This is a genomic window from Micromonospora sp. CPCC 206171 (genome assembly GCF_036906755.1).
Classification (GTDB): domain Bacteria; phylum Actinomycetota; class Actinomycetes; order Mycobacteriales; family Micromonosporaceae; genus Micromonospora; species Micromonospora purpureochromogenes.
Genome location: NZ_JBAKHT010000003.1, coordinates 49,382 through 74,163, shown reverse-complemented (window position 1 = coordinate 74,163; position 24,782 = coordinate 49,382). Strand labels below are relative to the sequence as shown.

Below are 24,782 nucleotides of genomic sequence, written 5' to 3'. Positions count from 1 at the left end.
CGATGGGACACGAGTCACCGGCCGGCGACCTGAGGCTGGCCAACCTCACCAAGCGGTTCGGCGTCTTCACCGCGGTGGACGACCTCAGCCTGACCATCCCGCAGGGCTCGTTCTTCGCCCTGCTCGGGGCGTCCGGCTGCGGCAAGACCACCACCCTGCGGATGATCGCCGGACTGGAGGAACCGACCAGCGGGCAGGTGCTGCTCGGCGACCGGGACATCGCCCGGTTGCGGCCGTACAAGCGGCCGGTGAACACCGTGTTCCAGAGCTACGCGCTCTTCCCGCACCTGAACATCTTCGAGAACGTGGCGTTCGGGCTGCGCCGGCGCGGCATCCGCTCGGTCGACGACGAGGTCATGCGGATGCTGTCGCTGGTGCAGCTCGACGACTACGGCAGCCGGCGCCCCGCGCAGCTCTCCGGCGGGCAGCAGCAGCGGGTCGCCCTGGCCCGCGCGCTGATCAACCGCCCGCAGGTGCTGCTGCTCGACGAGCCGCTGGGCGCGCTCGACCTGAAGCTGCGGCGGCAGATGCAGATCGAGCTGAAGCGGATCCAGACCGAGGTCGGGATCACCTTCGTGCACGTCACCCACGACCAGGAGGAGGCCATGACCATGGCCGACACGGTCGCGGTGATGAACGCCGGCCGGATCGAGCAGCTCGGCGCACCGGCCGACATCTACGAGTTCCCGGCCACCGCGTTCGTGGCGAACTTCCTCGGCCAGTCCAACCTGCTCGCCGCCGAGGCCGCGGGCACGGCCGGCACCGAGGTGCCGGTCACCGCCCACGGCGCCCGCTTCTCGGTGCCCGCCGACCGCGCCCGGGCCGACCGCGGCGCGGTCTACCTGGGGGTACGCCCGGAGAAGCTGCACCTGGTCGGCTCCGCCGACCAGGTGCCCGACGGACACCAGCACATCGAGGGTGTGGTCACCGACGCCTCCTACGTGGGCGTCAGCACCCAGTACCTGGTCCGCACCGGCTGGGGGAGCGAGATCTCCGCGTTCGCGGCGAACAGCGGGGCCGGCGGCCAGCTGCCGGTCGGCGCCCGGGTGGTCGCGCACTGGCATCCTCGGCACGCCTTCCTGCTGCCCCGCGAGCCGGGCCAGGACGACAGCACCGCCCCGCTGCTCGACGAGCCGGTGGGTGCGGCCTCATGACCGCGTTGGCCCACGTACCGACCCCGTCGGGGCAGGCGGCCGCCGCGCCGCCACCGCCCCGGCGGGGGCGGCACCGGCTGCTGCCGTACCTGCTGCTGCTGCCCGGCGCGGCCTGGCTGTTCGTCTTCTTCGGCCTGCCGCTGCTGCAACTGGCCGCGGCCAGCCTCTACGACCCCAGCGGCTCGCTCTCCACCGGGTACACGCTGACCTGGGCGTTCGGCAACTACCCGGACGCGTTGCAGGCGTACTGGCCGCAGTTCGCCCGCTCCTTCGGCTACGCCGGGATCGCGCTGGTGCTGGCCCTGCTGATGGGCTACCCGCTGGCGTACGCGATCGCGCAGAAGGCCGGCCGGTGGAAGAACCTGCTGCTGGTCTGCGTGGTCGCGCCGATGTTCACCAGCTTCCTGGTGCGCACCCTGGCCTGGAAGACCATCCTGTCGGACAACGGCGCGCTGGTGGGCCTGCTGCGCGACCTGCACCTGCTCGCGCCCGACGGCCGGCTGCTCGCCACCCCGGTCGCGGTGATCCTCGGCCTGACCTACAACTTCCTGCCGTTCCTGGTGCTGCCGTTGTACGCCAGCCTGGAGCGGCTGGACTACCGGCTGCTGGAGGCGGCGAGCGACCTGTACGCCAGCGGAGTGCAGGCGTTTTGCCGGGTCACCCTGCCGCTGTCGATGCCCGGCCTGATCGCCGGCACGCTGCTCTTCTTCATCCCGGCCACCGGCGACTACATCAACGCGGAACTGCTCGGCACCCCGAACGAATACATGATCGGCAACGTCATCGACTCGGCGTTCCTGGTCCGGCTGGACTACCCGCAGGGCGCGGCGCTGTCGTTCCTGCTGATGGCGGCGATCCTCGCGGTGGTCTTCGTCTACCTGCGCCGCGCCGGCACGGATGAGGTGGTCTGATGCGTGTCTCCCGTTGGCTGGCCGACCGCTGGGTGATGGGCGTGGCCCTGCTGGTGCTCGGATACCTGTCCCTGCCGATCCTGGTGGTGGCCGGCCTCTCCTTCAACCGCCCGTCCAGCCGGCTGTCGTACGACTTCCACGAGTTCACCCTGGACAACTGGCGGCAGCCCTGCGCCAGCTCTGAGATGTGCGACTCGGTGCTCCGCAGCGTGCAGATCGGCTTCATCGCCACCGTCGTCGCCACCGTCATCGGCACCCTGATGGCTTTCGCCCTGGTCCGGCACCGGTTCCGCGGCCGGACCGGGATCAACCTGCTGATCTTCCTGCCGATGGCCACCCCGGAGCTGGTGATGGGCACCTCGCTGCTCGCCCTCTTCGTCTCCGCCGGCGTGCCGCAGGGCTTCTGGACCATCGTCATCGCGCACGTCATGTTCTGCGTGTCGTTCGTGGTGGTGACGGTCAAGGCGCGGCTGGCCGGGATGGACCGGCGGCTGGAGGAGGCCGCGATGGACCTCTACGCCAGCGAGTGGCAGACGTTCCGGCGGATCACCCTGCCGCTGGTGCTGCCCGGCATCGTGGCCGCCGCGCTGCTCGCCTTCTCGCTCAGCTTCGACGACTTCATCATCACGAACTTCAACGCCGGCACCACGGTCACCTTCCCGATGTACGTCTGGGGCGCCGCCCAGCGGGGCATCCCGCCGCAGGTCAACGTCATCGGCACGGCGATGTTCGTGATCGCGCTGCTGCTGGTCGGGGCCAGCTCGCTGCGCGGACGAAAGGCCCGGCGCAGCCACCTCGCGGCCGCCCCGGCGGCCGGCCGGCGGGCGAAGAGCCCGTCATGATCCTCCCGCATACCGGCCGGGCGCTCGCCGAGGCGGCGCCCGTGCCCTACTGGCTCGACCGCCCGGAACGGCCCGACCCGCTGCCGCCGCTGCACGGTACGCACACCGCCGACCTGCTGGTCGTCGGTGGCGGCTACAGCGGCCTGTGGGCGGCACTGCTCGCCAAGCGCGACGATCCCGCGCGGGACGTGCTGCTGGTCGAGGCGGGCACCTGCGGCTGGGCGGCGTCCGGGCGCAACGGCGGGTTCTGCGCCGCCTCGCTGACCCACGGGCTGGCCAACGGCGTGGACCGCTTTCCCGGGGAGATCGACGAGCTGGAGCGGCTCGGCCGGGAGAACCTGGCCGCGATCGCGGCGACCGTCGAGGCGTACGGGATCGACTGCGACTTCGAGCGCACCGGTGAGCTGGCGGTGGCGGTCGAGCCGTACCAGCTCGCCGGGCTGGCCGAGGACGCCGAGCTGGCCCGCCGGTACGGCCACGACGTGCGGCTGCTCGACCGCGACGAGGTGCGCGCCGAGGTGGACTCGCCGACGTACCTCGGTGGGCTGTGGGACCGCGACCGGGTGGCCATGCTGGACCCGGCGAAGCTGGCCTGGGGCCTGCGCCGGGCCTGCCTCGACGAGGGGGTGCGGATCCACGAGCACACCCGGGTGACCGGCCTGCGCCGCGACGGCGCGGCGCTGCGGGCGGCGACCGCCGGCGGGCCGGACGCCTCGCCGGGGGCGGTGCGGGCCCGGCAGGTGGTGCTCGCCACCAACGCCTTTCCGCCGCTGCTGCGCCGGCTGCGCGCCTGGCTCGTGCCGGTCTACGACTACGCCCTGATGACCGAGCCGCTGACCCCGGCGCAGCGGGACGCGATCGGCTGGCGCAACCGGCAGGGGCTGGCCGACACCGGCAACCAGTTCCACTACTACCGGATCACCGGCGATCAGCGGATCCTCTTCGGCGGCTACGACGCGGTCTACCACTACGGCAACCGGGTCGCCCCGGAGCTGGAGCAGCGGCCGGCCACCTTCACCGCCCTCGCCGACCACTTCTTCACCACGTTCCCGCAGCTGGAGGGCTTGCGCTTCAGCCACCGCTGGGGCGGGGTGATCGACACCTGCACCCGGTTCTGCCCGTTCTTCGGCACCGCCTACGACGGCCGGCTGGCGTACGCGGCCGGCTACACCGGCCTCGGCGTCGGCGCCACCCGGTTCGGCGCGCGGGTGATGCTCGACCTGCTCAGCGGCGAGGAAACCGCGCTGACCCGGCTCGACCTGGTCCGCAGCACGCCGCTGCCGTTCCCGCCGGAGCCCGTCCGGGCCGCCGGCATCAACCTCACCCGCTGGTCGCTCGCCCGCGCCGACGCGCGCGAGGGCCGGCGCAACGTCTGGCTCCGTACTCTCGATCGTCTTGGTTTGGGGTTTGATTCCTGATGCGCACCCTGCTCGTCGGCGCCGGTGGCGTCGGCTCCGCCGCTGTCGCCATCGCCGCCCGCCGTTCCTTCTTCCAGACCATGGTCGTCGCCGACTACGACCTCGGCCGCGCCGAGCGTGCCGTGGCCGGGCACGGTGACCGGTTCGTCGCCGCCACGGTGGACGCCTCCGCCGCCGACGCGGTCGCCGCGCTCTGCCGGGAGCACCGGATCACCCACGTGCTCAACGCGGTCGACCCGCGCTTCGTCATGCCGATCTTCGACGGCGCCTTCGCCGCCGGGGCCGACTACCTCGACATGGCCATGTCGCTGTCCCACCCGCACCCGTCCCGCCCCTACGCCGAGACCGGGGTGAAGCTCGGCGACGACCAGTTCGCCGTCGCCGACCGGTGGGCGGCGGCCGGCCGGCTGGCGCTCTGCGGCATCGGCATCGAGCCGGGCCTGTCGGACGTCTTCGCCCGCTACGCCGCCGACGAGCTGTTTGACGAGATCGACGAGATCGGCGTCCGCGACGGCGCGAACCTCACCGTCGACGGCTACGACTTCGCGCCGTCGTTCTCCATCTGGACCACCATCGAGGAGTGCCTGAACCCGCCGGTGATCTGGGAGGCCGACCGGGGCTGGTACACCACCGAGCCGTTCAGCGAGCCGGAGGTCTTCGACTTCCCGGCGGGGATCGGCCCGGTCGAGTGCGTCAACGTCGAGCACGAGGAGGTGCTGCTCATCCCGCGCTGGGTGAAGGCGAAGCGGGTCACCTTCAAGTACGGCCTGGGCGACGAGTTCATCGAGGTGCTGAAGGCCCTGCACAAGGTCGGTCTCGACTCGACCGCTCCGGTCTCCGTCCGGGGCGTCGAGGTGTCGCCCCGGGACGTGGTGGCCGCCAGCCTGCCCGACCCGGCCACGCTGGGTGACCGGATGCGCGGCAGGACCTGCGCCGGCACCTGGGTCACCGGCACCGGCAAGGACGGGCGGCCGCGTGAGGTCTACCTCTACCACGTGGTCGACAACGAGTGGTCCATGAAGGAGTACGGCCACCAGGCCGTCGTCTGGCAGACCGCGGTGAATCCGGTGGTGGCCCTGGAACTGCTCGCCACCGGCGCCTGGTCCGGCGCCGGGGTGCTCGGCCCGGAGGCGCTGCCGCCCCGCCCCTTCCTCGACCTGCTCACCGGGTACGGCTCGCCGTGGGGGATCCAGGAGCGATGAACCGCTACGGCCCGATGTACGGCCCCGACATCACCTTCCTCGGGGTGGACCGCTGCACCGTGGACGACCCCGCGTCGTACGCCGACGCCGACGTCGTCATCGTCGGTGCGCCCTTCGACGGCGGCACCTCGCACCGGCCCGGCACCCGTTTCGGCCCGTCCGCCATCCGGCAGGCCTGCTACCTGCCGCACGACGGCTCCCGCCCGTCCCTCGCGATGCGCGTCGACGGGCTGCGTGACCTGCGCGTCTACGACGCCGGCGACGTGGAGATGTTCGCCGGCGACATCGAGCGGTCGCTGGCGTCGCTGGAGGCCGCCGTGTACGCCGTCGCCGCCGCCGGCGCGATCCCGATCGTCCTCGGCGGGGACCACTCCATCGCCCTGCCCGACGCCACCGGCGTGGCCCGGCAGCACGGGCTCGGCCGGGTGTCGCTGGTGCACTTCGACGCGCACGCCGACACCGGACACATCGAGTTCGGCTCGCTGCACGGGCACGGCCAGCCGATGCGCCGGCTGATCGAGTCCGGCGCGGTACGCGGCGACCGGTTCCTCCAGATCGGCCTGCGCGGCTACTGGCCCGACCCGCCCACCCTGGCGTGGATGGCCGCCCAGCGGATGCGCTCCTACGAGATGACCGAGCTGGTGTCGCGCGGCCTCGACACCTGCCTGTCGGAGGCCTTCACGATCGCGACCGACGAGTGCGAGGGGGTGTTCCTCTCCGTCGACGTGGACGTGGTCGACCCGGGCATGGCACCGGGCACCGGCACCCCTGAGCCGGGCGGCCTGACCTCCCGGCAGCTGCTCGACGCGGTCCGCCGGGTCTGCTACGAACTGCCCGTGGTCGGGGTGGACGTGGTCGAGGTCGCCCCGCCGTACGACCACGCCGACATCACCGCGTACCTGGGCAACCGGGTGGTCCTGGAGGCGCTGTCGGCCATCGCCCGGCGGCGCCGGGACGCGGCCGGCGGGCCGCCCTGGGATCCGCGACAGCCGCTGCTGGACGGCCGCTGACCGGCGCCCGCACCGGTTCGGGGCACCGGAGCTCGCCGGGGTGCGGCCATAATCGGCCGATGACGGAGACGCTCGCCGAACCGGCCGCACCCCGCCGACCCGACCCGAGGGCGGCCCTGCTGGTCACGCTCGCCTGGTACGGCACGGTCGTCCTGGCGCTCCTCGCGGGCACGGCCCTGTTCTCCGGGGCCGTAGCCCCGGGGTGCGGCGACGAGTGCACCTCCGACCGGGACAGGTGGCTGCTCTTCGGGCTCTACACCCTGACCCCGCCGCTGTTCCTGGCGCTGCTGGTCAGCCTCGTACTGCTCTGGCTGACGGTCGCCCGTAGGCCGGTGCGGTCCGCCGCGGTGGCCGGCACGCTCTCCGCCGTACCCGTGCTGCTGCTGCTCGGCGGCCTGGTTTCGCTCGTCGTGCGCTAGTCGCCGGCGCCGGCCCGGTGCCCGCGCTCGGGCCCACCTCGTTCGGGCCGGACGCAGGTGCGGCGGTGATACCTCTGAGGTATCAAAATGCCTCAGAGGTATCACGCTCGCACCGGTACCTGCCTCCGCCGCAGACGGGCGTCGCGCGGACGGCGAGCCGTCAGGCGGCCAGCCGGGAACGGATGAGGAAGCGCACGCCGTCCGGCGCCTCCAGCGAGAATCCGCTGCCCCGCCCCGGCACCACGTCGACCGTCAGCGTCGTGTGCTTCCACAACTCCCACTGCGCCGACGACATCCAGAACTCGACCGGCTCGGGCACCCCGTCGACGGCGAGCGACGCCAGCAGGACGTCCGACGATCCGGTGCGGAACTCACCGGCCGGGTAGCACATCGGAGCGCTGCCGTCGCAGCAGCCGCCGGACTGGTGGAACATCAGCGGCCCGTGCCGCCCCCGCAGCGACCGGAGCACCTCGGCCGCCGCGGGGGTCACCGTCACGGTGTCGGCCATCAGAAGAAGCCGAGCTTCTTGGTGGAGTAGCTGACCAGCAGGTTCTTCGTCTGCTGGTAGTGCTCCAGCATCATCTTGTGGTTCTCCCGCCCGATGCCGGACTGCTTGTACCCGCCGAACGCGGCGTGCGCCGGGTACGCGTGGTAGCAGTTCGTCCAGACCCGCCCGGCCTGGATCGACCGCCCCGCCCGGTACGCGGTGTTCATGTCCCGGGTCCAGACGCCCGCGCCCAGCCCGTACAGCGTGTCGTTGGCGATCTTCACGGCGTCGTCCAGGTCGGCGAAGGAGGTCACCGAGACCACCGGGCCGAAGATCTCCTCCTGGAAGATCCGCATCGAGTTGTCGCCCTCGAAGATCGTCGGCTGGACGTAGTAGCCGCCGGACAGCTCGCCGCCGAGGTCGGCGCGGGCGCCGCCGGTGAGCACCTTCGCCCCCTCCTGGCGGCCGATGTCCAGGTAGGACAGGATCTTCTCCAGTTGGTCGTTGGAGGCCTGCGCGCCGACCATCGTGTCGGTGTCCAGCGGGTGACCCTGCACGATCCGGCCGGTCCGCTCCACCGCCGCGGCCAGGAAGTCCGAGTAGTGGCCCTGCTGGATCAGCGCCCGGGACGGGCAGGTGCAGACCTCGCCCTGGTTGAGGGCGAACATGGTGAAGCCTTCGAGCGCCTTGTCGTGGAAGTCGTCGTGGGCGGCGCTGACGTCGTCGAAGAAGATGTTCGGGCTCTTGCCGCCCAGCTCCAGGGTGACGGGTTTGATGTTCTCGCTGGCGTACTGCATGATCAGCCGCCCGGTGGTGGTCTCGCCGGTGAACGCCACCTTCGCCACCCGGGGCGAGGAGGCCAGCGGCTTGCCCGCCTCGACGCCGAAGCCGTTGACGACGTTGAGCACGCCGGGCGGCAGCAGGTCGGCCACCAGCGACAGCCAGTAGTGGATCGACGCCGGGGTCTGCTCGGCCGGTTTGAGCACCACCGCGTTGCCGGCGGCCAGCGCGGGGGCGAGCTTCCAGGTGGCCATCAGGATCGGGAAGTTCCACGGGATGATCTGCCCGACCACGCCGAGTGGCTCGTGGAAGTGGTACGCCACGGTGTCGTCGTCGATCTCGCCGAGGCTGCCCTCCTGGGCCCGGATCGCCCCGGCGAAGTACCGGAAGTGGTCGATCGCCAGCGGGATGTCGGCGGCCAGCGTCTCCCGTACCGGCTTGCCGTTTTCCCAGGTCTCGGCGACGGCGAGGGATTCCAGGTTCTCCTGCATCCGGTCGGCGATCTTGTTGAGGATCAGCGACCGTTCGGCCACCGAGGTGCGTCCCCAGGCGTCGGCGGCGCCGTGCGCGGCGTCGAGCGCCCTCTCGACGTCCTCGGCGGTGCCCCGGGCCACCTCGCAGAAGATCTGCCCGGTCACCGGGGTGGGGTTCTCGAAGTACCGCCCGCCGTGCGGCGTGACGTACTCGCCGCCGATGAAGTGGTCGTAGCGGGACTGCCAGTGGGTGGGGGCGTCGTAGCGCGTCATGGGTACCTCCGCCGTCCGTCAGGGGTGATGGCGGGACGCTAGTTTCCGCGACGTTGCAGCGACGTTGCGCGCGGAAGGTCGTACTCGGCGGAGAGCTGGCCGATGCGGGCCAGGGCGAGCGGCCGGCGTGGGGCGCCCGGCGGCAACGCCCGCGCCAGGGCCTGCCAGGCGGTGAGGTCGTCGGCGCCGGCGGGCGTCGCGGTCCAGGCCGCGAGCAGCGCCGGATCGCCGGCGGCCAGCACGGCCGCGCGCAGCTGCCCGTCGACCAGCCGGCGCAGCCGGGCCACTCCCGGCGCGTCGGAGGCGGGCAGCAACGGCCCCGGGTACGCCCGGAGCGCGCCCGCCGCGTCGCCGCGTTCCAGCAGCTCGCCGACGGTACGGAAGTCGGCGCGCACGGTGCCGCGCAGCCGGTACGGGCGGGAGTCGAGCAGTTCGGGGCCGAGCGCGCGGCGCAGTCGGGACAGCTCGGCGCGCAGGGTGACCGGGTGCAGCCGGTCGTCGCCGTAGAGGTCGAGGCCGAGCTGTTCGCCGGTGCGCCCCTCGGGGTGGTCGAGCAGCAGCACCAGCAGTTCGCTGTGCCGGCGGCCGAGCCGGACGCGCCGCCCGCCGATGCGCAGCTCGGCCTCGTCGCGGCCGAGGGCGGCCACCGAGATGACGTCGGGTTCGGCCGGCTCGGCGCTGGCCAGGAACGCCTCGGCGGCCCGCGCGGTGGCCCGGACCAGGGCGAGGCTCTGCGGGGTGGCGAGGTGGTCGCCGCCGGTGATGTCGATGGCGCCGAGCAGCCGGCCGGTGGGGTCGTGGATGGGTGCCGCGGCGCAGGTCCAGCGCTGCACCGGGCGGACGAAGTGCTCGGTGGCGAAGATCTGGACGCTGTGGTCGACGGCCAGGGCGGTGCCGGGGGCGTTGGTGCCGGCGTGGGCCTCGTCCCAGCGGGCGCCGGGGACGAAGTTCATCCGTTCGGCGTGCCGGAGCACCCCCGGATGCCCCTCCACCCAGAGCAGCCGCCCGCCCGCGTCGCAGACCGCCATCAGGTGGGCGCCGTCGTCGGCGATGCCGCCGAGCAGGTCGCGGAAGAGCGGCAGCACCCGGGCCAGCGGGTGGGCGGCGCGGTAGTTCTCCAGCGCGTCGTCGGTGAGGTCGACCGGGGCGGTGGCCTCCGGGTCGAGCAGTGCGCCGGCCGACCGCCGCCAGGAGTCGGCGACCACGTCGCGGACCCGGGGCGGCAGGTCACCGGCGGTGAGGAACGCTTCGTGGGCGGCACCGACCTGCGCGATCCGCTCGGCCGGATCGGCACCGAATTCCAGGGCGAGCCACGGGTCGGCCATCGGCGACCTCCTCGCGCCCATCGTGACGCAGCCCACCCCTGATCGCCAATACCGGTTACCCAGGCCCCTCTCCACAGAACGACGGCTTCGTGACCGTCGGTGTCGGTGTCGGTGTCGCCGCGTCACCGAATCGGCCCTCCGGAAACTCTCCTGTCAGAACCGCTGAACCGCGCAGCGCTCCCACGCCGTACCAGGCGGCGTACGGAGATCACCGGACGACGGGAGACAAAGGTGCAGCGCAAGCACGTGTTGGCGGCAGGGGTGGCGGTGGTCGCCGCGGCGGTGGTGGCGGTCGGGACCGGGTTCGGCTTCGCCGACACCACCCCCGCCCGGCAGAGCGCCTGCCAGGGCTCGGTGACGTTCTCGGCCGAGGGCGGAGCGCCCGCCGCGACCAGCGGGCAGTTCCCGGTGGGTACCCGGCTGCGGGTGACCAACCTGGACAACAACAAGGCGGCGACCGTGACGGTCACCGGCCCGTCCGGAAGTTGCGTGCTGCTCAACGCCGCCGCGATGGAACTGGTCCGGGAACCGGGCAAGAACGTGATCCGGCGCAACCTGGTGGAGCGGCTGGACGGTGCCGCCGCGCAGCCCGGGGGAGCGGCCCAGCCCGGCGGGCAGACCCGGCCGGGTAGCGCCCAGCCCCCGGCGCAGCCGGGTGGCGCGCCCGCGGCGAGCGTCTGCGCCGGTGCGATCACCTTCTCGGCCGAGGGCGGGGCGCCCGCCGCGACCAGCGGTCAGTTCCCGGTCGGTACCCGGCTGCGGGTGACCAACCTGGACAACAACAAGGTCGTGACGGTGACGGTCACCGGCCCGTCCGGGAGCTGCGTGCTGCTCAACGCCGCAGCGATGGACGCGATCCGGGAGCCCGGCAAGAACCTGGTCCGCCGCAACACGGTCGAACTGCTCCGCTGACCCGCCGGCCCGCTGGTGCGAAGCGGGCCGGATGAGTGGAACACCATGGGTGTCACGCGGAGGGTGTGACACCCATGGTGTTCCACCGGGTCGTCAGGCGATGCGGCGGAGGCGGCGTACCGCGAGGTAGAGCAGGAGGGCGGCGAGGGCGACGAAGATGCCGGTCTCGATGCCCTGGAACAGCCAGAACCGGTCCGCCGGCTGGTAGAGCTGCCAGTTGTACGCGCCCGGGTGGAGGCCCAGCTCGGCACCGCAGGCCCGGCCGTCCGGCCCCTTGCCGCCGGGCGGGCACATGATCCGGCTGTCCTCGGCCATCATCGTCCCGTCGGGGTTGCGGATGCCCTGGCTGAGGATCCAGTCGCCGCGGCTCATGGCGGCCTCCGTGACCCCCTCGATCGGGAAGGTGAGGGTGCGGGCGGGCTGGTAGTGCGGGCGGGCCAGGATCGCCACCGCCGCCCGTACGCCGATGAAGCCGGCCAGGGTGATGGCCATGGCGGGCAACATCCGCTTCCACACGGTGCCGGCGAAGATGCCCAGGGCGACGGCGAAGAGGGTGTATCCGATCGGGACGACACCCTGCAGGTCGAACACGATCATGCCGAGCCGGCCCTCGCGCGCGGCCTGGGTGAGCGGCTCGACCCACCACGACATGCCCAGCCCGTAGCAGACCGCGAGGGCCACCACGGCCGAGCCGACCAGCCCGAACTTCACCAGCGCCCAGCGGCTACGGGCGACGCCCTGGGTCCAGACGAACCGGTGCGTGCCCTGCTCCACCTCGCGGGCGATCAGCGGGGCGCCCCAGAACAGGCCGACCAGCACCGGCAGGGTGAGCAGCAGCACGGCCACCAGGTTCAGGTTGCCGTACCGGTTGGTGAAGCGGTAGAAGCCAGCGTCGCAGGTCTCCCGGGTCGCCGCCGGCACGTCGGTGCCGGCGAGTTGACGTACGCAGTCCGCCAGCCCGAGGTCGGCGAAGGTGTGCCGCATCGACAGGCCGATCGGCACCATCAGGGCGGCGAGCGCCGCGAATCCCAGCAGGGTGAAGAACGCCTGCTTGCGGTGTTGCCGCCAGGTCAGCCAGATCATGCCGGCACCCCCCACTCGCTGTGACTGGCCTGCGAGGCTCCGTCGGCGAGGTAGGCCAGGACGACGTCCTCCAGGCCGACCTCGCGGACCGACCAGGTGGGATCGGTGACCGGACCCTCGGTGCGGACCAGCAGCGTGGACTGCCGGTCGGTGTGACTGGCCCGGACCACCTCGGCGACGCCGCCGATCCGGCCGTCGCCGTGCCGCGGGCCGACCAGCTGCCGGTGCGCGGCCACCAGGTCGTCGACCGAGCCGGCGAGCTGCACCCGGGCGGCGTTGAGGACGATCAGGTAGTCGCAGACCCGTTCCAGGTCGGCCAGCAGGTGCGAGGAGAGCAGCACGGTGGTCTCCGACTCGGCGACGCTGCCCATCAGCGACTGGAGGAACTCGCGTCGGGCCAGCGGGTCGAGGCTGGCGACCGGTTCGTCGAGCAGCAGCAGCCGGGGCCGTTTCGCCAGCGCGAGCGCCAGCGCCACCTGCGCGCGTTGCCCGCCGGAGAGCTTGCCGACCCGCAGGTTGGGCGGGATGCCGAGCTGGGCCAGCCGGTTGCGGGCCAGCGCGCCGTCCCAGCGCCGGTTCAACCGGCCGCCGAGCTCGACCAGCTCGGCGGCGGTGAAGTCGCGGTAGAGCGGGGTGTCCTGGGCGACGAACCCGATCTCGGGCAGCAGCTCCGGGTTGTCGTACGGCGACGCGCCGAAGACCCGTACGGTGCCGGCGTCGGGTCGGAGCAGCCCCACCGCCAGGTGCAGCAGGGTGCTCTTGCCGGCACCGTTGGGCCCGACGAGGGCGGCGATCCGCCCGGCCGGCAGGTGCAGCGAGCAGTCCCGCAGCGCCCAGGTCTTCCCGTAGCGTTTGCCCAGCCCCTGGGCCTCCAGGGCGATCTCCATCTGGTGTCCTCTCATCGTGCCGGGGCGGTCTTCGTGCCTGCGGTGTCAGCGGTGAGGGCGGCCCGCATGGTGGTCTCGACGAGGGCGGTGACGTCCTCGGGGGTCAGCCCGGCCGTACGGGCGCGGTGCAGCCACGCCACGAGCTCCTCGCGCAGCTCGGCCTGGTTGGGCAGGGACGTGCCGGCGAGCGTGCGCCGGACGAAGGTGCCCACCCCCGGGCGACCCTCGACCAGGCCCTCGATCTCCAGCTCGCGGTACGCCTTCAACACCGTGTTCGGGTTGATGGCCAGGGACTGGGCGACGTCACGGACCTTCGGCAGTTGGTCACCGGGCGCCAGCAGGCCCACCCGCAGGGACTGCTTGACCTGCTGGACCAGCTGCACGTACGTGTTCACCTTGGACCTGCCGTCCAGCACGAACTCGATCACCCAGTCGCCCTTCCATTGTCCTACGACAGTAGGACTATAGGACAAGACTGGGCGTCCGGTGGACCCGTGACACGAAAAAGCGCCACGGGTGTCGTCGACACCCGTGGCGCTCTTTCGCAGACGGTGGCTCAGCCGAAGGCGGCGTCCAGGATGTCCAGACCCCGGTTCAGCTCGTCGTCGGAGATGACCAGCGGCGGCAAGAAGCGCAGCACGTTGCCGTACGTGCCGCAGGTCAGGGTGAGCAGGCCGGCGGCGTGGCAGGCCGCCGAGATCGCCGCCGCGGCGGCCGGGTCCGGGACGAGGGTGCCCGGCTGCACCAGCTCCACGGCGAGCATCGCGCCCCGGCCGCGTACCTCGGCGATGCGCGGGTCACGCTCGGCGATGGTGCGCAGCCGCGCCGCCAGCACCGTCTCGATCCGCTGCGCCGCGCAGGTGAGGTCCAGCTCCCGCATGGTCTCGATGCTGGCCAGCGCCGCCGCGCAGGCGATCGGGTTGCCGCCGTAGGTGCCGCCGAGGCCACCGACGTGCACCGCGTCCATCAGCTCCGCCCGGCCGGTCACCGCCGCCAGCGGCAGCCCGCCGGCGATGCCCTTGGCCAGCGTGATCAGGTCCGGCACGACCTCCTCGTGCTCGCAGGCGAACCACTGCCCCGTCCGGCAGAACCCGGTCTGGATCTCGTCGGCGACGAAGACCACCCCGGCCGCCGTCGCCCACTCGCGCAGCGCCGGCAGGAACCCCGCCGCGGGTACGACGAAACCGCCCTCGCCCTGGATCGGCTCGATCAGCAGCGCGGCGACATTCTCCGCGCCGACCTGCTTCTCCACCAGTTCGATCGCCCGGGCCGCCGCCTCGGCACCGGAAAGCCCGCCGTCGCGCAGCGGGTACGACATCGGCACCCGGTAGATCTCCCCGGCGAACGGCCCGAACCGGTGCTTGTACGGCATGTTCTTCGCGGTCAACGCCATGGTCAGGTTGGTCCGACCGTGGTACGCGTGGTCGAAGACCACCACCGCCGGCCGTCCGGTGGCGTGCCGGGCGATCTTCACGGCGTTCTCCACCGCCTCGGCGCCGGAGTTGAACAGCGCCGAGCGCTTCTCGAAGTCCCCCGGGGTGATCGCGTTCAACTGCTCGCAGACCGCCACGTACGACTCGTACGGCGCGACCATGAAGCAGGTGTGGGTGAAGCGTTCGACCTGCGCCCTCACCGCCTCGACCACGCGAGGCGCGGAGTTGCCCACGTTGGCGACCGCGATGCCCGCCGCGAAGTCGATCCACTGCCGGCCCTCGACGTCGGTGATGGTGCCGCCGCCGGCGTGGTCCACGTAGGACGAGATGGTGCTGCCGACGCCGCGGGCCACCGCCGCGCCGCGCCGCTTGTGCAGTTCCTCGGAGGACGTCATCGGTCAGCCCTCGATGTTGTGCATGACGTGCTTGATCCGGGTGTAGTCCTCCAGGCTGTAGACCGAGAGGTCCTTGCCGTGCCCGGAGTGCTTGAAGCCGCCGTGCGGCATCTCGGAGACGAACGGGATGTGGGTGTTCACCCAGACGCAGCCGAAGTCGAGCCGCCGGGTCATCCGCATCGCCCGGCCGTGGTCCTTCGTCCAGACCGAGGCGGACAGGCCGTAGTCGACACCGTTGGCCCAGCGCACCGCCTCGTCCTCGTCGGAGAAGCGCTGCACGGTGATGACCGGGCCGAACACCTCGTCCTGGATGATCTCGTCGGCCTGCCGTACCCCGGAGACGACGGTCGGGGCGTAGAAGTAGCCGCGCTCGCCGAGCCGGGAGCCGCCGGTCTCCACGCTGGCGTGGTCCGGCAGCCGGTCGACGAAGCCGCTGACCCGGGCCAGCTGGTTGGCGTTGTTCAGCGGGCCGTAGAGCACGTCCTCGTCGTCCGGCGCGCCGGTCTTCGTGTTGCGGGCCTGCTCGGCCAGCGCCGCCACGAAGTCGTCGTACACCCCGGGGCCGGCGAGCACCCGGGTGGCGGCGGTGCAGTCCTGGCCGGCGTTGAAGTAGCCGCCCACCGCGATCGCCTCGGCCGCCGCCGCGACGTCCGCGTCGTCGAAGAGCACCACCGGGGCCTTGCCGCCCAGCTCCAGGTGGGTCCGCTTGAGGTCCGGCGCGGCGGCGGAGGCGACCTCCATGCCCGCGCGGGTCGAGCCGGTGATCGACACCAGCTGCGGGGTCGGGTGCGAGACGAGGGTACGACCGGTGTCGCGGTCGCCGCAGACCACGTTGAACACGCCCGGCGGGAAGAACTCCGAGGCGATCTCGGCCAGCAGCAGCGTCGACACCGGCGTGGTGTCGGACGGCTTGAGCACCACCGTGTTGCCGGCGGCGAGCGCCGGGGCGATCTTCCACACCGCCATCATCAGCGGGTAGTTCCAGGGCGTCACCTGGGCGCAGACGCCGATCGGCTCGCGCCGCACGTACGAGGTGTGCCCGGCCATGTACTCGCCGGCCGAGCGACCTTCGAGCAGGCGGGCGGCGCCGGCGAAGAAGCGGAACTGGTCCACCGCCGGCGGCAACTCCTCGTCGGCGGTGAGCTGGCGCGGCTTGCCGGTGTTGCGCACCTCGGCGTCGACCAGTTCGGCGGCGCGGGCCTCGACGGCGTCGGCGAGCTTGAGCATCGCCTTCTGCCGCTCGCCGGGGGTGGTGTCCCGCCAGGTCTCGAAGGCGGTGGCGGCGGCCGTCATCGCCGCGTCCACGTCCGCCGCGCCGGAGACGGGGGCCTGGGCGAAGACCTCACCGGTGCACGGGTCGATCAGGTCGGCGTACCCGCCGTCCACCGGGTCGACGTACTCGCCGTTGACGAAGTTGCGCAGCTGCTGCTGATCGCTCATGGGGATGTCTCTCCGAGGGGTGCCGGGAGTCTGATCGCGGAGGTAATCGGAATCTTGCTGCCATCTTCGCTACTGAATTCGCGGCAGACAAGGCCTGTGGCGACTGTTTCCGTGCGGCCGGTCGTCGTCTACGCTGCCGACGTGGAGCCGAGAGCCTTCTATGTCGCCGGTCGCCCCGTTCACGGTGAGGGCGAGCTGACCGTCACCCACCCGTACGACGGCCGGACGGTGGGGCGTACCACCCTCGCCACGGCCGACCAGGTCGAGGCCGCCGTCGCGGCGGCGGCCGGCGTGGCGGCGCAGGCCGCGGCCCTGCCCGCGCACGTACGGGCGGCGGCCCTGGACCACGTCTCCCGGCGGCTGGCGGAGCGGGCCGAGGAAGTCGCGGCGCTGATCACCGCCGAGAACGGCAAGCCGGTCAAGTGGGCGCGGGCCGAGGTGGGGCGCGCGGTGTCGACGTTCCGCTGGGCGGCCGAGGAGGCGCGGCGCTTCTCCGGCGAGTTGCAGCGCCTGGACACCGACCCGGCGGCGACCGGGCGGATCGCCCTGGTGCGCCGGGTGCCGCGCGGCCCCGTGCTGGGGATCGCGCCGTTCAACTTCCCGCTGAACCTGGTGGCGCACAAGGTCGCCCCGGCGATCGCGGTGGGCGCACCGATCATCGTGAAGCCGGCCCCGGCGACGCCGCTGTCGGCGCTGCTGCTGGGGGAGATCCTGGCCGAGACCGAGCTGCCCGAGGGCATGTTCTCGGTGCTGCCGCTGCCCAACGAGCGGGCCGCCGAGCTGGTCACCGACCCGCGGCTGCCGGTGGTGTCGTTCACCGGTTCCGGCCCGGTGGGCGCGGCGATCCGCCGTTCCGTGCCGGAGAAGCACGTGACGCTGGAGCTGGGCGGCAACGCGGCGGCGGTGATCTGCGAGGACTGGGCCGCCGACGAGGACCTGACCTTCGCCGCGCACCGGATCGCGATGTTCTCCAACTACCAGGCCGGGCAGTCGTGCATCGCCGTGCAGCGGGTCTTCGTACACGAGTGGCTGTATGACGGCTTCCTGCCCCGGCTGGTCGCGTCGGTGCAGGAACTGCGGGTGGGTGACCCTGCCTCCGGGTTGACCGACGTCGGGCCACTGGTGTCGGAGGAGGCAGCGCAGCGGGTGGAGGCGTGGGTGGACGAGGCCGTCATCGCCGGCGCCACCATCGAGGTGGGCGGCCGGCGCGACGGCGCCACCTACCCGCCGACCGTGCTCTCCGGCGTGCCGTCCTCCGCGAAGGTCTGCACGGAGGAGGTCTTCGGGCCGGTCCTGGTGGTCGCCCGGGTCACCGACGACCGCGCCGCGTTCGCCGCCGTCAACGATTCCGCGTACGGGTTGCAGGCGGGCGTGTTCACCCACCGCCTGGACGTGGCGTTCGAGGCGGCGCGGGTGCTGGAGGTCGGCGGGGTGATCGTCGGGGACGTGCCGTCGTATCGCGCGGACCAGATGCCGTACGGCGGGGTCAAGGGGAGTGGCGTGGGGCGCGAGGGGCTGCGCAGCGCAATGGAGGACTACACGGAGCCGCGAGTGATGGTGCTGACCGGGGTGGCGCTTTAGCCGCCGGTGCCGGTCGGTGTGGACTCGCCTGGAGCGGCGCTGGCCGGGTGTCGGTGCTCGAAGCGGTCACCACGTTGAGCGGTATGCCTGTCAGGCATATTTATGCCTCTGAGGTATATCGCTCAGGCGGCATATAACCGCCGCTCACCAGGTGCCGTCGTCGCAGACCCGGGCCGGGGCCAGGCCGAGCAGGAGCGTGGTGAGCGCGGCGTCGATGTCGTCGCCGAGGAACCACTCACCGGCCTGGTCCAAGGCGAAGATCCGGCCGTGCTCGTCCACCGCGAGGATGCTGTCCTGCCGTTCGGAGCCGATCGGGAACAGTCGCACGCCGAGGACGGCACCGAAGTCGGCGAGGGTGTCGGCGGTGTGCGCCGCATGGAGTGGATCGATGCCGAACCAGGAAATCCACACCTCCCGCCCCGGGCCGCGACGGCCGGACGTCAGACCCGGAAACCGCGTGAGCGCTTCCTGAGCAGCCGGAAGTTCCGGATGCCCACTGGATCGCTCCAGCGTCTCGAGGATCGCGATCCTGGCGATGTCTGCGTCTCCGCGGCCCGGCCGCCAACCGCCATCGACAAGCGCACTCGCCACCTCCGCCGGGAATCGGCCCGGCTCCGGTGAGGTGCGGGTTTCTGGTCGCAGCTCCCGCGTGTACGCCAGATCCGACCACCCGATCACCCCGAAGTGCACCAGGAAGTTCAGGCAGGAATCGCATGCTCGCTCCGCCGGACCGGCGGCCGGGTCTCCCGGTTCCCTTATGCGGAAGGCCTGGAACGGGGATTCGAAGAGAAGCAGCTCCGCCTCCCGCATCGTCAGTGGGGCCTCGCCAGCGGCGGCGCGGCGGTGGTCGTACTCGTGGAGGACGTCGGAGACGACGATCAGCTCGGCGTGGCGGTCGCCGCCCCGTACCAGGTGCCCGGCCGGCAGGTCGTCCAGGTACGCGCGAACCAGCGGGTGGTGCCGTAGCTCGACGTCGCCCTTGGCGCCGTGGCCGAGGTACGTGCGGCCCTCGACGGTGAGGTGAGCGACCGTGGCGGGCGTCGGCAGCCGCCGGATCTCGCGGAGCAGCTGGCTGGCCGGGTTGACGGTACGCGGCGCCGGGCCGCCGGCGGGGCGACTGCGGCGGTACATCTGCTCGACTGCGGCGACCGGCACCCGTGGCCAGGTGGAGACCTCGCCGGTCTCCTTGTCCACCACCGTCGTCGGCAGGTCACCCGGCACGGTGTCGACGTCGGGGGCCACGACGGAACGGATCACGTACCCCAGGTCGAACTCGTCGATTCGCGGACGGCACTCGTAGCCGAGGCGCTGTGAGTCGCGGCGGGCCCACACCGTGGCGAGCTGCTCGGCCTGCTGGCGATCGATCACGAGCTGAAAACTACCGGACCCCCACGACTTCGTGGCACCCGGTATGGTTCGCCTGACTGAACGTGACCGGGGGAGGGTGACGTTGGCCGAAAGCGTTGACCGGGAAGCCAATCGCGCCCTCCGGGCGCGGTTCGACGAGGTGTACGGGCAGTACCGGCGGCTGCGGTCCGGTTTGGACGAACTGCAGACCAGGCTGGCGGAGCTGCGGATCACCGAACGCTCCGACGACGGGCAGGTGACCGCCACCGTGGGAGCCCGGGGCGAGTTGATCGCGGTGGAGCTCAGTTCGGCCGTCTACCACGACCGGGACGCGAAAGCGCTGAGCCGGAAGATCACCACGACGGTCCACCGGGCCACCGCTGCCGCCGTCGCCGCCACCCAGGAGTTGGTTGCCGGCTACCTGCCGGCGGGGTCCGGCTCGGTGGACTTCCTCCGCAGTGGCGACTTCGGCGCGCTGCTCGGCCGGGCCGACGCGGCGTTCGAGGGTGAAGGAGAACGGCGTGGCTGAGAGTCAGCTCTGGCTCGACCCGGACCGGGCCCGGCGCGGCGGCATCGACCTCCACCTCGCCGGCGAGGCGGTCGGCACCCGGTGTGAGCAGGTCGGCGGTCGCATCGCGGCGGCGAGCGCACAGCGCCCGTGGGGTCGCGACGACATCGGCACCGCGTTCGAGAAGAGCTACCGCGGTTACGAGGAGACGCTGCTGCGCGCGTGGGAGGGGGTCGGCCGGGCCTTGGCCGGGCTCGGTGCCGACGTCGTGTCGTCCGTCGAGGCCACAGTGGAGACCGACGCCGCGAGCGGCCGGCGGCTCGACGGGGTGTCCGGCCCGCACGACTACCGACGCTGACCTGCGGAGGACTGAGCCGTGAGCCTGCTGCCCAGCCCGATCCCGCACCCGCTCGACTACAGCCCCTGGGACCTGCCGGGCTGGGTCTACGAGGCACTCGACTGGGCCATCGGGGTGGAGTGGCCGGAGGGGGACGAACGCGCCGTCTGGGATCTCGCCGACCAGTGGTACGCCGTCGCCACGGCGCTCGCCGGGCCGCGCGACGACGCGATCGCCGCCGCGGCCGAGGTACGCAGCGGGTACGGCGGCATCGGCCTGGTGGCCGAGGCGTTCGACACCGCCTGGCGGCGGGTTGCCGAAGGCGACGAGGCGCCCCTGGTCGTCCTGCTCGCGGTCAGCGGCGAACTCGGCCGGCTGGTCGAGGAGTGCGGCTGCGACATCGAGGGCGCCAAGCTCGAGGTCTGGATCGAGTTGGGCATCCTCGTCGTCGAGCTGCTGGCGATCGCCGTGGCCAGCGTGGTGACCGCCGGTGCCGCCTCACCCGCCGTGGGGGCGGCGACCGCCGGCAGCCGGCTGGTGATCCAGCAGATCTTCAAGCGACTGCTGGCTCAACTCGCGAAGAAGGAACTGAAGCGGGGCCTCAAGGAGGCCGGGGAGCGGGCCGCCAAGGAGGTGGCTCGGGGCGGCATGCGTGGGCTGGGCAAGCGCGCCGTCAGGGGCGGCCTGGAGGAAGCGGCCGAGGAGTCCGGGATCAGCCTGGCTACGCAGGCGTACCAGAATTCCACCGGACGTCGGCACGGCCTGGACCTGGCCGACCTGGGCACGTCGGCGGTCGGTGGGCTCGTCGGCGGCGCGGTGGCGCCGCTGGCGGGGCTCGGCCGGCACGCCCACGGCCGCGGTGCGCGGATCGTCGAACACTTCGGCCGGGAGATGACCGGCGAGACCCTCGCCGAGGGCGCGGCGGGCCTGGCCACCGGCCAGGGCGTCATGTCGCTGGAGGACGCCGCCCGGGCTGCCGTCTCCGGCGCCACCGGTTCGGCCACCGGCCAGGTCGACGCGGCGGTGCGCGCCCGCGTCGACGGACAGTTGAGCGCGCTCGCCGCGCCGCTCCCGCCCACGGAGCTGCCTCTCGTGTCGCCGGCGGCGGCTGCGGGCGACCTGCCCTCGCCCCGCGACGGATCGTCCTCCGAGGCGGGCGCTTCGGCGTTGTCCGGCGGATACGGAACGGGCGCGCCGGTTGCCGCCTTGCTCGCGGATGCCGCTCCGCCCGCACCGCAGCCTGACCGGGATCCAGTGGCGGTCAGTCGGGGGGACACAGTCCCGGCTGGGGAGGACGGGTCGGCGTCGGGTCGCGGGGTGTCGGCGACCGTCACCGTGGATGCCGGGGGGCCGATTCAGGCGGGGCACGGACCGTCGTCGGACAGCCCCACGCTCTCGTCGGTCACCGCCGAACGCCCGCCGTCCCCGCAGATCGGCGAGCTGCCTGCCACCGTGGCTCACTCCACCACCACATCGACGGCTGTCAACCCGGCGACCTCCGCCCCGGTGACCACCGGCCCCGTGGCCACCTCCGCCGCCGCGGTGACGCCCACCACGCTTACCTCTCCGGCCACCATGGCGACGTCCGGCACAGTGACGACGTCCGCCACCGTGACGTCGTCCGGCACCATGATGTCGACCGGCAGCGTGGCGACCAGCGTCTCTCCGGCCAACGCGAACGGGTCTGCCTCGATGCACCCGCCGGTGGCTGCCGCCCACGGCAGCCCTCCGGCCGTCACCCCGCCACCGGTGCAGCGGCCCACCCCGGTGGGTGCGGAACCGCCGCCTCGGCAGGGTCCAGGGAGGCAGCAGGACGGTGACGTCGGCAGCCGGAACCCGTTTTCGTCGCTGGAGGCGCTGGCGCCGGAGACCTCGTCGCTTCCCGAGGCGCAACCCTCGCCAGGTCCACCGGGACCGGCCACCGAACTGCCGCTTCCGAGGACCCCCGAGTGGTACGCCGCGAAGTGGGCGGCCGAGCGGGAAGCCCTTGAGCGACGCCGCTACCAGGGCTACTTCGAGTCGCAGCGAGCCTGGTACGAGGACAAGCGGCGGTTCGACGCGGCCAGCCGCCGTCAGGATGTGGCTCGGACCCACGAGGAAAGGGCACGGCGGTCTGCCCGTCGCGCAATCGAGTTGCAACGCGAGGGTCGCGTCGAAATGGCGGACTGGTTCCAGCGGCTTGCGAACCAGGACCAGCGCGACGCGTTCGACGAGCAGGGTCTGGCCGATGACATCCTGGCCGGCAAGGTCGTGCCGGACGAGGTCTTCATCGACACCCCGGCCGACTTCCAGCGGATCAACGACGACGTCGCCGACCTGGCCCTCGGTGCGGTCGAGACGAGCGACCGGTCGGCGCTGACCGGTGCCGACGACGACCCGCCGCCGATCGACCGTTCCCGCCGGTACGGGCAGTGGGGTGGGCTACGCCCGCCGCTGGCACTGCACCAGACCGACCTCGAACGGCAGATGCCCCGCCACCCCGACGGCAGCGTCGTGCGTACCGCCGATCCCCGGCAGGGCGGGTGGTTCGCGCTCGCCAACGACGGCGGGCCGCAGGCCGACCCCACGCGCGGCATCAACTGCCTCGACTGCACGCTGTCGCTCTTCGAGACCTGGGTACACGGCCGGCCGCGGGTCTCCGCGCCGCGTACCTTCGACGGCTACGCCGCGGGCGACATCCGCTCTCCGATCATGGGCGAGAAGAACGGCCCGCGGCGGGTGGAGCAGATCACCGGTGGACGTTTCCAGCAGCTGGTGGGCCGTCGGGAAGGGGCGACGGACAGTTCGGCTCTGCGCGACGCGGTCGACCGGGGCTTCGAGAACCTGCGCGTCCAGCTGAAGATCGGCGGCCACGGCAGCTACGCGTTCCTCATCACCGAGTGGGAGAACGGCGGGTCGCACGCCTGGGTCGCCCTCAACCAGAACGGCACCATCCTCTACCTCGACCCGCAGAGCGGCGCGGTGTACGACCAGCCCCTCTACCGCCACCGAGGTGTCGCCGACCCGGACAACGTGGTCAGCGTCGACGCCCTCGTGCTCGGCGGCGACGGCCGGCCGATGCCGTTGGGTGGGCTGGCCCGGGGACAGTTCAGCGTCCTCCCCGACTATCCGCCGACACCGGAGGACGAGGCCGGGTACGGCGACCCGTACCTGAACCGCCTCCACCTGCTGGACGGTCCTCGTGGAGCGGATAGCACAGGGACATCACACGGTGCAGGGGGCGAATCCGCCCCCTCGCCGCAGGTTTCTGCCGAGCAAACCGCCGATCCAATGGCCCAGCTCGCCGCTGTTGACCGGAAGGTGTTGAATGACCTGCGTCGGCGGGCCGAAAGTGTGGCTGATGCGGTTGAAGCCAGTCTTGGCGCAGTTTGTGAGCGTGTCACCGCGGTACTTGGCGGCGATTGTGTTGTCACAATGCGCGATCAGGAGTTCAGGCTGAAGTCGTCGCACTCTCTGGCCCGCAAATTCCTCGACGAGGCGGTAGCGCTTGGAATGACGGCAGAGGAATTCAGCAACGAGGTCAACGACGTGCTGAGATTCTGTCTGGTTTTGCCTGCTGCTGACCACTACGCTACTGCAATCGGGCAGGTTCTGGACGAGTTGCGGCGTGATGGCTTCCATGTGGAGGACCAATCATGCAAGAACTTCTGGCGTGCCGGGAACCGCTTCTACGGCTTCAACTGCACGGTGCGCTCACCAGCAGGGCAAGCATTCGAGCTGCAGTTGCACACCGAGTCCTCCAGGGCTGCTTGGCTAGGGACGCATCACGCCTATGAGGTTCTCCGTCGTTCTGATAGCCCGGCAGTCGACCGACTCGAGGCACTTCTTGAGATGCTGGCGGTGAACAAGCGGGCTGGACTGCCCGACGAGGTCCCGTCTGAGTTGGAGGCAAGGTTTCCGACGAAGGACGGTAGCTTCGCGAAGTGGATCACCGCGTACCCTGCGACATGGTCGGCCTATCGGAGGAGTCTCGAAATGGAGGGATTGACCTTCACGGACGTGGCTCATCGCTTGGGGCTGACACGGCTCGATTTTCCCATCGCGCCGGAGCTGGAACATCGAATGGAGCAGGCCAGTGTTGACCTACTACGTTCTCTACCGTGACGAGGAGCGGACCAAGCCTTCGGGCGTTTTCGTGGTCGACGAGGCGAAGGGGCACGCCGTGATTTGGGATCACCGACAGGGGTGCTGGTCATACAACCCCGACCTTGCCTTCCGCTTCCTAGCCGACTATCGGAATATTGACCGTTTTAATACGCTCGATCGCGCGGCCATGGAGCGTGTTGCCGTCCAGGTAACTGGTGGCTCCGCTCTGCCAAGCTCAGAGGCGATCAAGCGCATGTTCGAGGCTGCGGGCTGAGGTTGAACGCGGTACCCATTCTTGGGCAGTTCGGCGGCTTGCCCTGCGTGCGAAAGCGGGAACTCCGGGAAAGTGCCTGCCTCCGGTGCCACGCGTTTCTTAAGAGGCTGCGGCGCCTTCGGGTGGCAACTCATTTCCGGATTCTCCTGATCCGAGCGGGCGGAAATGCCTTGCCAGCGCCCGATGGCTGGGCCAGGGTCGGCCC

The 24,782-nt window shown here is 71.8% G+C and carries 22 protein-coding genes; 13 read left to right on the top strand and 9 right to left on the bottom strand.

Annotated elements, in window-relative coordinates:
- Positions 1–2: 2 nt before the first annotated feature.
- From V6U89_RS05425 to V6U89_RS05395, 7 genes are read left to right on the top strand one after another with little or no spacing between them, the layout of a single operon-like run.
- Complete coding sequence (locus V6U89_RS05425; protein WP_334569821.1) at positions 3–1,154, top strand: ABC transporter ATP-binding protein; 1,152 nt, start codon at positions 3–5, stop codon at positions 1,152–1,154.
- On the top strand, positions 1,151–2,065 hold the full coding sequence (locus V6U89_RS05420; RefSeq protein WP_334569517.1) for an ABC transporter permease: 915 nt from the start codon (positions 1,151–1,153) through the stop codon (positions 2,063–2,065). The genes V6U89_RS05425 and V6U89_RS05420 overlap by 4 nt, the downstream gene beginning before the upstream one ends.
- Positions 2,065–2,907: an ABC transporter permease gene (locus tag V6U89_RS05415; RefSeq protein WP_334569516.1), complete on the top strand. Its 843-nt coding sequence runs from the start codon at positions 2,065–2,067 to the stop codon at positions 2,905–2,907. The genes V6U89_RS05420 and V6U89_RS05415 overlap by 1 nt, the downstream gene beginning before the upstream one ends.
- The gene (locus V6U89_RS05410) at positions 2,904–4,325 is read left to right on the top strand and encodes an NAD(P)/FAD-dependent oxidoreductase (protein WP_334569515.1); all 1,422 of its coding nucleotides are present in this window, start codon (positions 2,904–2,906) and stop codon (positions 4,323–4,325) included. The genes V6U89_RS05415 and V6U89_RS05410 overlap by 4 nt, the downstream gene beginning before the upstream one ends.
- Positions 4,325–5,527 (top strand): saccharopine dehydrogenase family protein, encoded by a 1,203-nt coding sequence (locus tag V6U89_RS05405; protein ID WP_334569514.1) that lies wholly within the window; start codon positions 4,325–4,327, stop codon positions 5,525–5,527. The genes V6U89_RS05410 and V6U89_RS05405 overlap by 1 nt, the downstream gene beginning before the upstream one ends.
- Complete coding sequence (gene speB, locus V6U89_RS05400; RefSeq protein ID WP_334569513.1) at positions 5,524–6,537, top strand: agmatinase; 1,014 nt, start codon at positions 5,524–5,526, stop codon at positions 6,535–6,537. Before V6U89_RS05405 ends, speB begins: the two co-directional genes overlap by 4 nt.
- 59 nt (positions 6,538–6,596) lie before the next feature.
- Positions 6,597–6,956 (top strand): hypothetical protein, encoded by a 360-nt coding sequence (locus V6U89_RS05395; RefSeq protein ID WP_334569511.1) that lies wholly within the window; start codon positions 6,597–6,599, stop codon positions 6,954–6,956.
- Positions 6,957–7,116: 160 nt separating this feature from the next.
- Here V6U89_RS05395 and V6U89_RS05390 read toward each other — a convergent pair whose 3' ends face one another.
- From V6U89_RS05390 to V6U89_RS05380, 3 genes are read right to left on the bottom strand one after another with little or no spacing between them, the layout of a single operon-like run.
- Positions 7,117–7,464 carry a DUF779 domain-containing protein gene (locus tag V6U89_RS05390; protein ID WP_334569510.1) on the bottom strand — a complete coding sequence of 116 codons (348 nt, stop codon included), beginning with the start codon at positions 7,462–7,464 and terminating at the stop codon, positions 7,117–7,119.
- Positions 7,464–8,969: an aldehyde dehydrogenase gene (adh, locus tag V6U89_RS05385; protein WP_334569509.1), complete on the bottom strand. Its 1,506-nt coding sequence runs from the start codon at positions 8,967–8,969 to the stop codon at positions 7,464–7,466. Before adh ends, V6U89_RS05390 begins: the two co-directional genes overlap by 1 nt.
- Before the next feature lie 38 nt (positions 8,970–9,007).
- Positions 9,008–10,294 carry a helix-turn-helix domain-containing protein gene (locus tag V6U89_RS05380; protein ID WP_334569508.1) on the bottom strand — a complete coding sequence of 429 codons (1,287 nt, stop codon included), beginning with the start codon at positions 10,292–10,294 and terminating at the stop codon, positions 9,008–9,010.
- 231 nt (positions 10,295–10,525) lie between these two features.
- Between V6U89_RS05380 and V6U89_RS05375 the strand changes: the two genes are divergently transcribed.
- On the top strand, positions 10,526–11,206 hold the full coding sequence (locus V6U89_RS05375; protein ID WP_334569507.1) for a hypothetical protein: 681 nt from the start codon (positions 10,526–10,528) through the stop codon (positions 11,204–11,206).
- 93 nt (positions 11,207–11,299) lie between these two features.
- Here V6U89_RS05375 and V6U89_RS05370 read toward each other — a convergent pair whose 3' ends face one another.
- The 5 genes from V6U89_RS05370 to V6U89_RS05350 all read right to left on the bottom strand — a co-directional run bounded on the left by V6U89_RS05370 (position 11,300) and on the right by V6U89_RS05350 (position 16,444).
- Positions 11,300–12,289 carry a transporter gene (locus V6U89_RS05370; RefSeq protein ID WP_334569506.1) on the bottom strand — a complete coding sequence of 330 codons (990 nt, stop codon included), beginning with the start codon at positions 12,287–12,289 and terminating at the stop codon, positions 11,300–11,302.
- Positions 12,286–13,176 (bottom strand): ABC transporter ATP-binding protein, encoded by an 891-nt coding sequence (locus tag V6U89_RS05365; RefSeq protein WP_334569505.1) that lies wholly within the window; start codon positions 13,174–13,176, stop codon positions 12,286–12,288. The genes V6U89_RS05370 and V6U89_RS05365 overlap by 4 nt, the downstream gene beginning before the upstream one ends.
- 11 nt (positions 13,177–13,187) lie before the next feature.
- Positions 13,188–13,604 (bottom strand): GntR family transcriptional regulator, encoded by a 417-nt coding sequence (locus tag V6U89_RS05360; protein ID WP_334569503.1) that lies wholly within the window; start codon positions 13,602–13,604, stop codon positions 13,188–13,190.
- A 128-nt stretch (positions 13,605–13,732) separates the two neighbouring features.
- The gene (gabT, locus tag V6U89_RS05355) at positions 13,733–15,004 is read right to left on the bottom strand and encodes a 4-aminobutyrate--2-oxoglutarate transaminase (protein ID WP_334569502.1); all 1,272 of its coding nucleotides are present in this window, start codon (positions 15,002–15,004) and stop codon (positions 13,733–13,735) included.
- Positions 15,005–15,007: 3 nt separating this feature from the next.
- The gene (locus V6U89_RS05350; protein WP_334569501.1) at positions 15,008–16,444 is read right to left on the bottom strand and encodes a gamma-aminobutyraldehyde dehydrogenase; all 1,437 of its coding nucleotides are present in this window, start codon (positions 16,442–16,444) and stop codon (positions 15,008–15,010) included.
- A gap of 141 nt (positions 16,445–16,585) precedes the next feature.
- Here V6U89_RS05350 and V6U89_RS05345 point away from each other — a divergent pair, with 141 nt between their 5' ends.
- Positions 16,586–18,025 (top strand): aldehyde dehydrogenase family protein, encoded by a 1,440-nt coding sequence (locus V6U89_RS05345; protein WP_334569500.1) that lies wholly within the window; start codon positions 16,586–16,588, stop codon positions 18,023–18,025.
- Positions 18,026–18,169: 144 nt separating this feature from the next.
- On the opposite strand, the gene V6U89_RS05340 is transcribed toward V6U89_RS05345, so the two are convergent.
- A complete protein-coding gene (locus V6U89_RS05340; protein WP_334569499.1) occupies positions 18,170–19,393 on the bottom strand; it encodes an SUKH-3 domain-containing protein in 1,224 nt (407 codons plus the stop codon).
- 76 nt (positions 19,394–19,469) lie between these two features.
- On the opposite strand from V6U89_RS05340, the gene V6U89_RS05335 reads away from it, so the two are divergent.
- The 4 genes from V6U89_RS05335 to V6U89_RS05320 are packed head-to-tail and all read left to right on the top strand — an operon-like array spanning position 19,470 to position 24,577.
- Entirely contained in the window at positions 19,470–19,901 is a 432-nt protein-coding gene (locus V6U89_RS05335) for a YbaB/EbfC family nucleoid-associated protein (RefSeq protein ID WP_334569498.1), read from the top strand.
- Complete coding sequence (locus tag V6U89_RS05330; protein ID WP_334569497.1) at positions 19,894–20,238, top strand: hypothetical protein; 345 nt, start codon at positions 19,894–19,896, stop codon at positions 20,236–20,238. The genes V6U89_RS05335 and V6U89_RS05330 overlap by 8 nt, the downstream gene beginning before the upstream one ends.
- A gap of 18 nt (positions 20,239–20,256) precedes the next feature.
- Positions 20,257–24,321 carry a toxin glutamine deamidase domain-containing protein gene (locus V6U89_RS05325; RefSeq protein WP_334569496.1) on the top strand — a complete coding sequence of 1,355 codons (4,065 nt, stop codon included), beginning with the start codon at positions 20,257–20,259 and terminating at the stop codon, positions 24,319–24,321.
- Entirely contained in the window at positions 24,293–24,577 is a 285-nt protein-coding gene (locus tag V6U89_RS05320; RefSeq protein WP_334569495.1) for a hypothetical protein, read from the top strand. The genes V6U89_RS05325 and V6U89_RS05320 overlap by 29 nt, the downstream gene beginning before the upstream one ends.
- Positions 24,578–24,782 lie beyond the last annotated feature (205 nt).

Excerpts from the sequence above, each read along its gene's own strand:
- V6U89_RS05425 (WP_334569821.1), top strand. The coding sequence starts at position 3 with ATGGGACACGAGTCACCGGCCGGCGACCTGAGGCTGGCCAACCTCACC.
- V6U89_RS05420 (WP_334569517.1), top strand. The coding sequence starts at position 1,151 with ATGACCGCGTTGGCCCACGTACCGACCCCGTCGGGGCAGGCGGCCGCC.
- V6U89_RS05415 (WP_334569516.1), top strand. The coding sequence starts at position 2,065 with ATGCGTGTCTCCCGTTGGCTGGCCGACCGCTGGGTGATGGGCGTGGCC.
- V6U89_RS05410 (WP_334569515.1), top strand. The coding sequence starts at position 2,904 with ATGATCCTCCCGCATACCGGCCGGGCGCTCGCCGAGGCGGCGCCCGTG.
- V6U89_RS05405 (WP_334569514.1), top strand. The coding sequence starts at position 4,325 with ATGCGCACCCTGCTCGTCGGCGCCGGTGGCGTCGGCTCCGCCGCTGTC.
- speB (WP_334569513.1), top strand. The coding sequence starts at position 5,524 with ATGAACCGCTACGGCCCGATGTACGGCCCCGACATCACCTTCCTCGGG.
- V6U89_RS05395 (WP_334569511.1), top strand. The coding sequence starts at position 6,597 with ATGACGGAGACGCTCGCCGAACCGGCCGCACCCCGCCGACCCGACCCG.
- V6U89_RS05390 (WP_334569510.1), bottom strand. The coding sequence starts at position 7,464 with ATGGCCGACACCGTGACGGTGACCCCCGCGGCGGCCGAGGTGCTCCGG.
- adh (WP_334569509.1), bottom strand. The coding sequence starts at position 8,969 with ATGACGCGCTACGACGCCCCCACCCACTGGCAGTCCCGCTACGACCAC.
- V6U89_RS05380 (WP_334569508.1), bottom strand. The coding sequence starts at position 10,294 with ATGGCCGACCCGTGGCTCGCCCTGGAATTCGGTGCCGATCCGGCCGAG.
- V6U89_RS05370 (WP_334569506.1), bottom strand. The coding sequence starts at position 12,289 with ATGATCTGGCTGACCTGGCGGCAACACCGCAAGCAGGCGTTCTTCACC.
- V6U89_RS05365 (WP_334569505.1), bottom strand. The coding sequence starts at position 13,176 with ATGGAGATCGCCCTGGAGGCCCAGGGGCTGGGCAAACGCTACGGGAAG.
- gabT (WP_334569502.1), bottom strand. The coding sequence starts at position 15,004 with ATGACGTCCTCCGAGGAACTGCACAAGCGGCGCGGCGCGGCGGTGGCC.
- V6U89_RS05350 (WP_334569501.1), bottom strand. The coding sequence starts at position 16,444 with ATGAGCGATCAGCAGCAGCTGCGCAACTTCGTCAACGGCGAGTACGTC.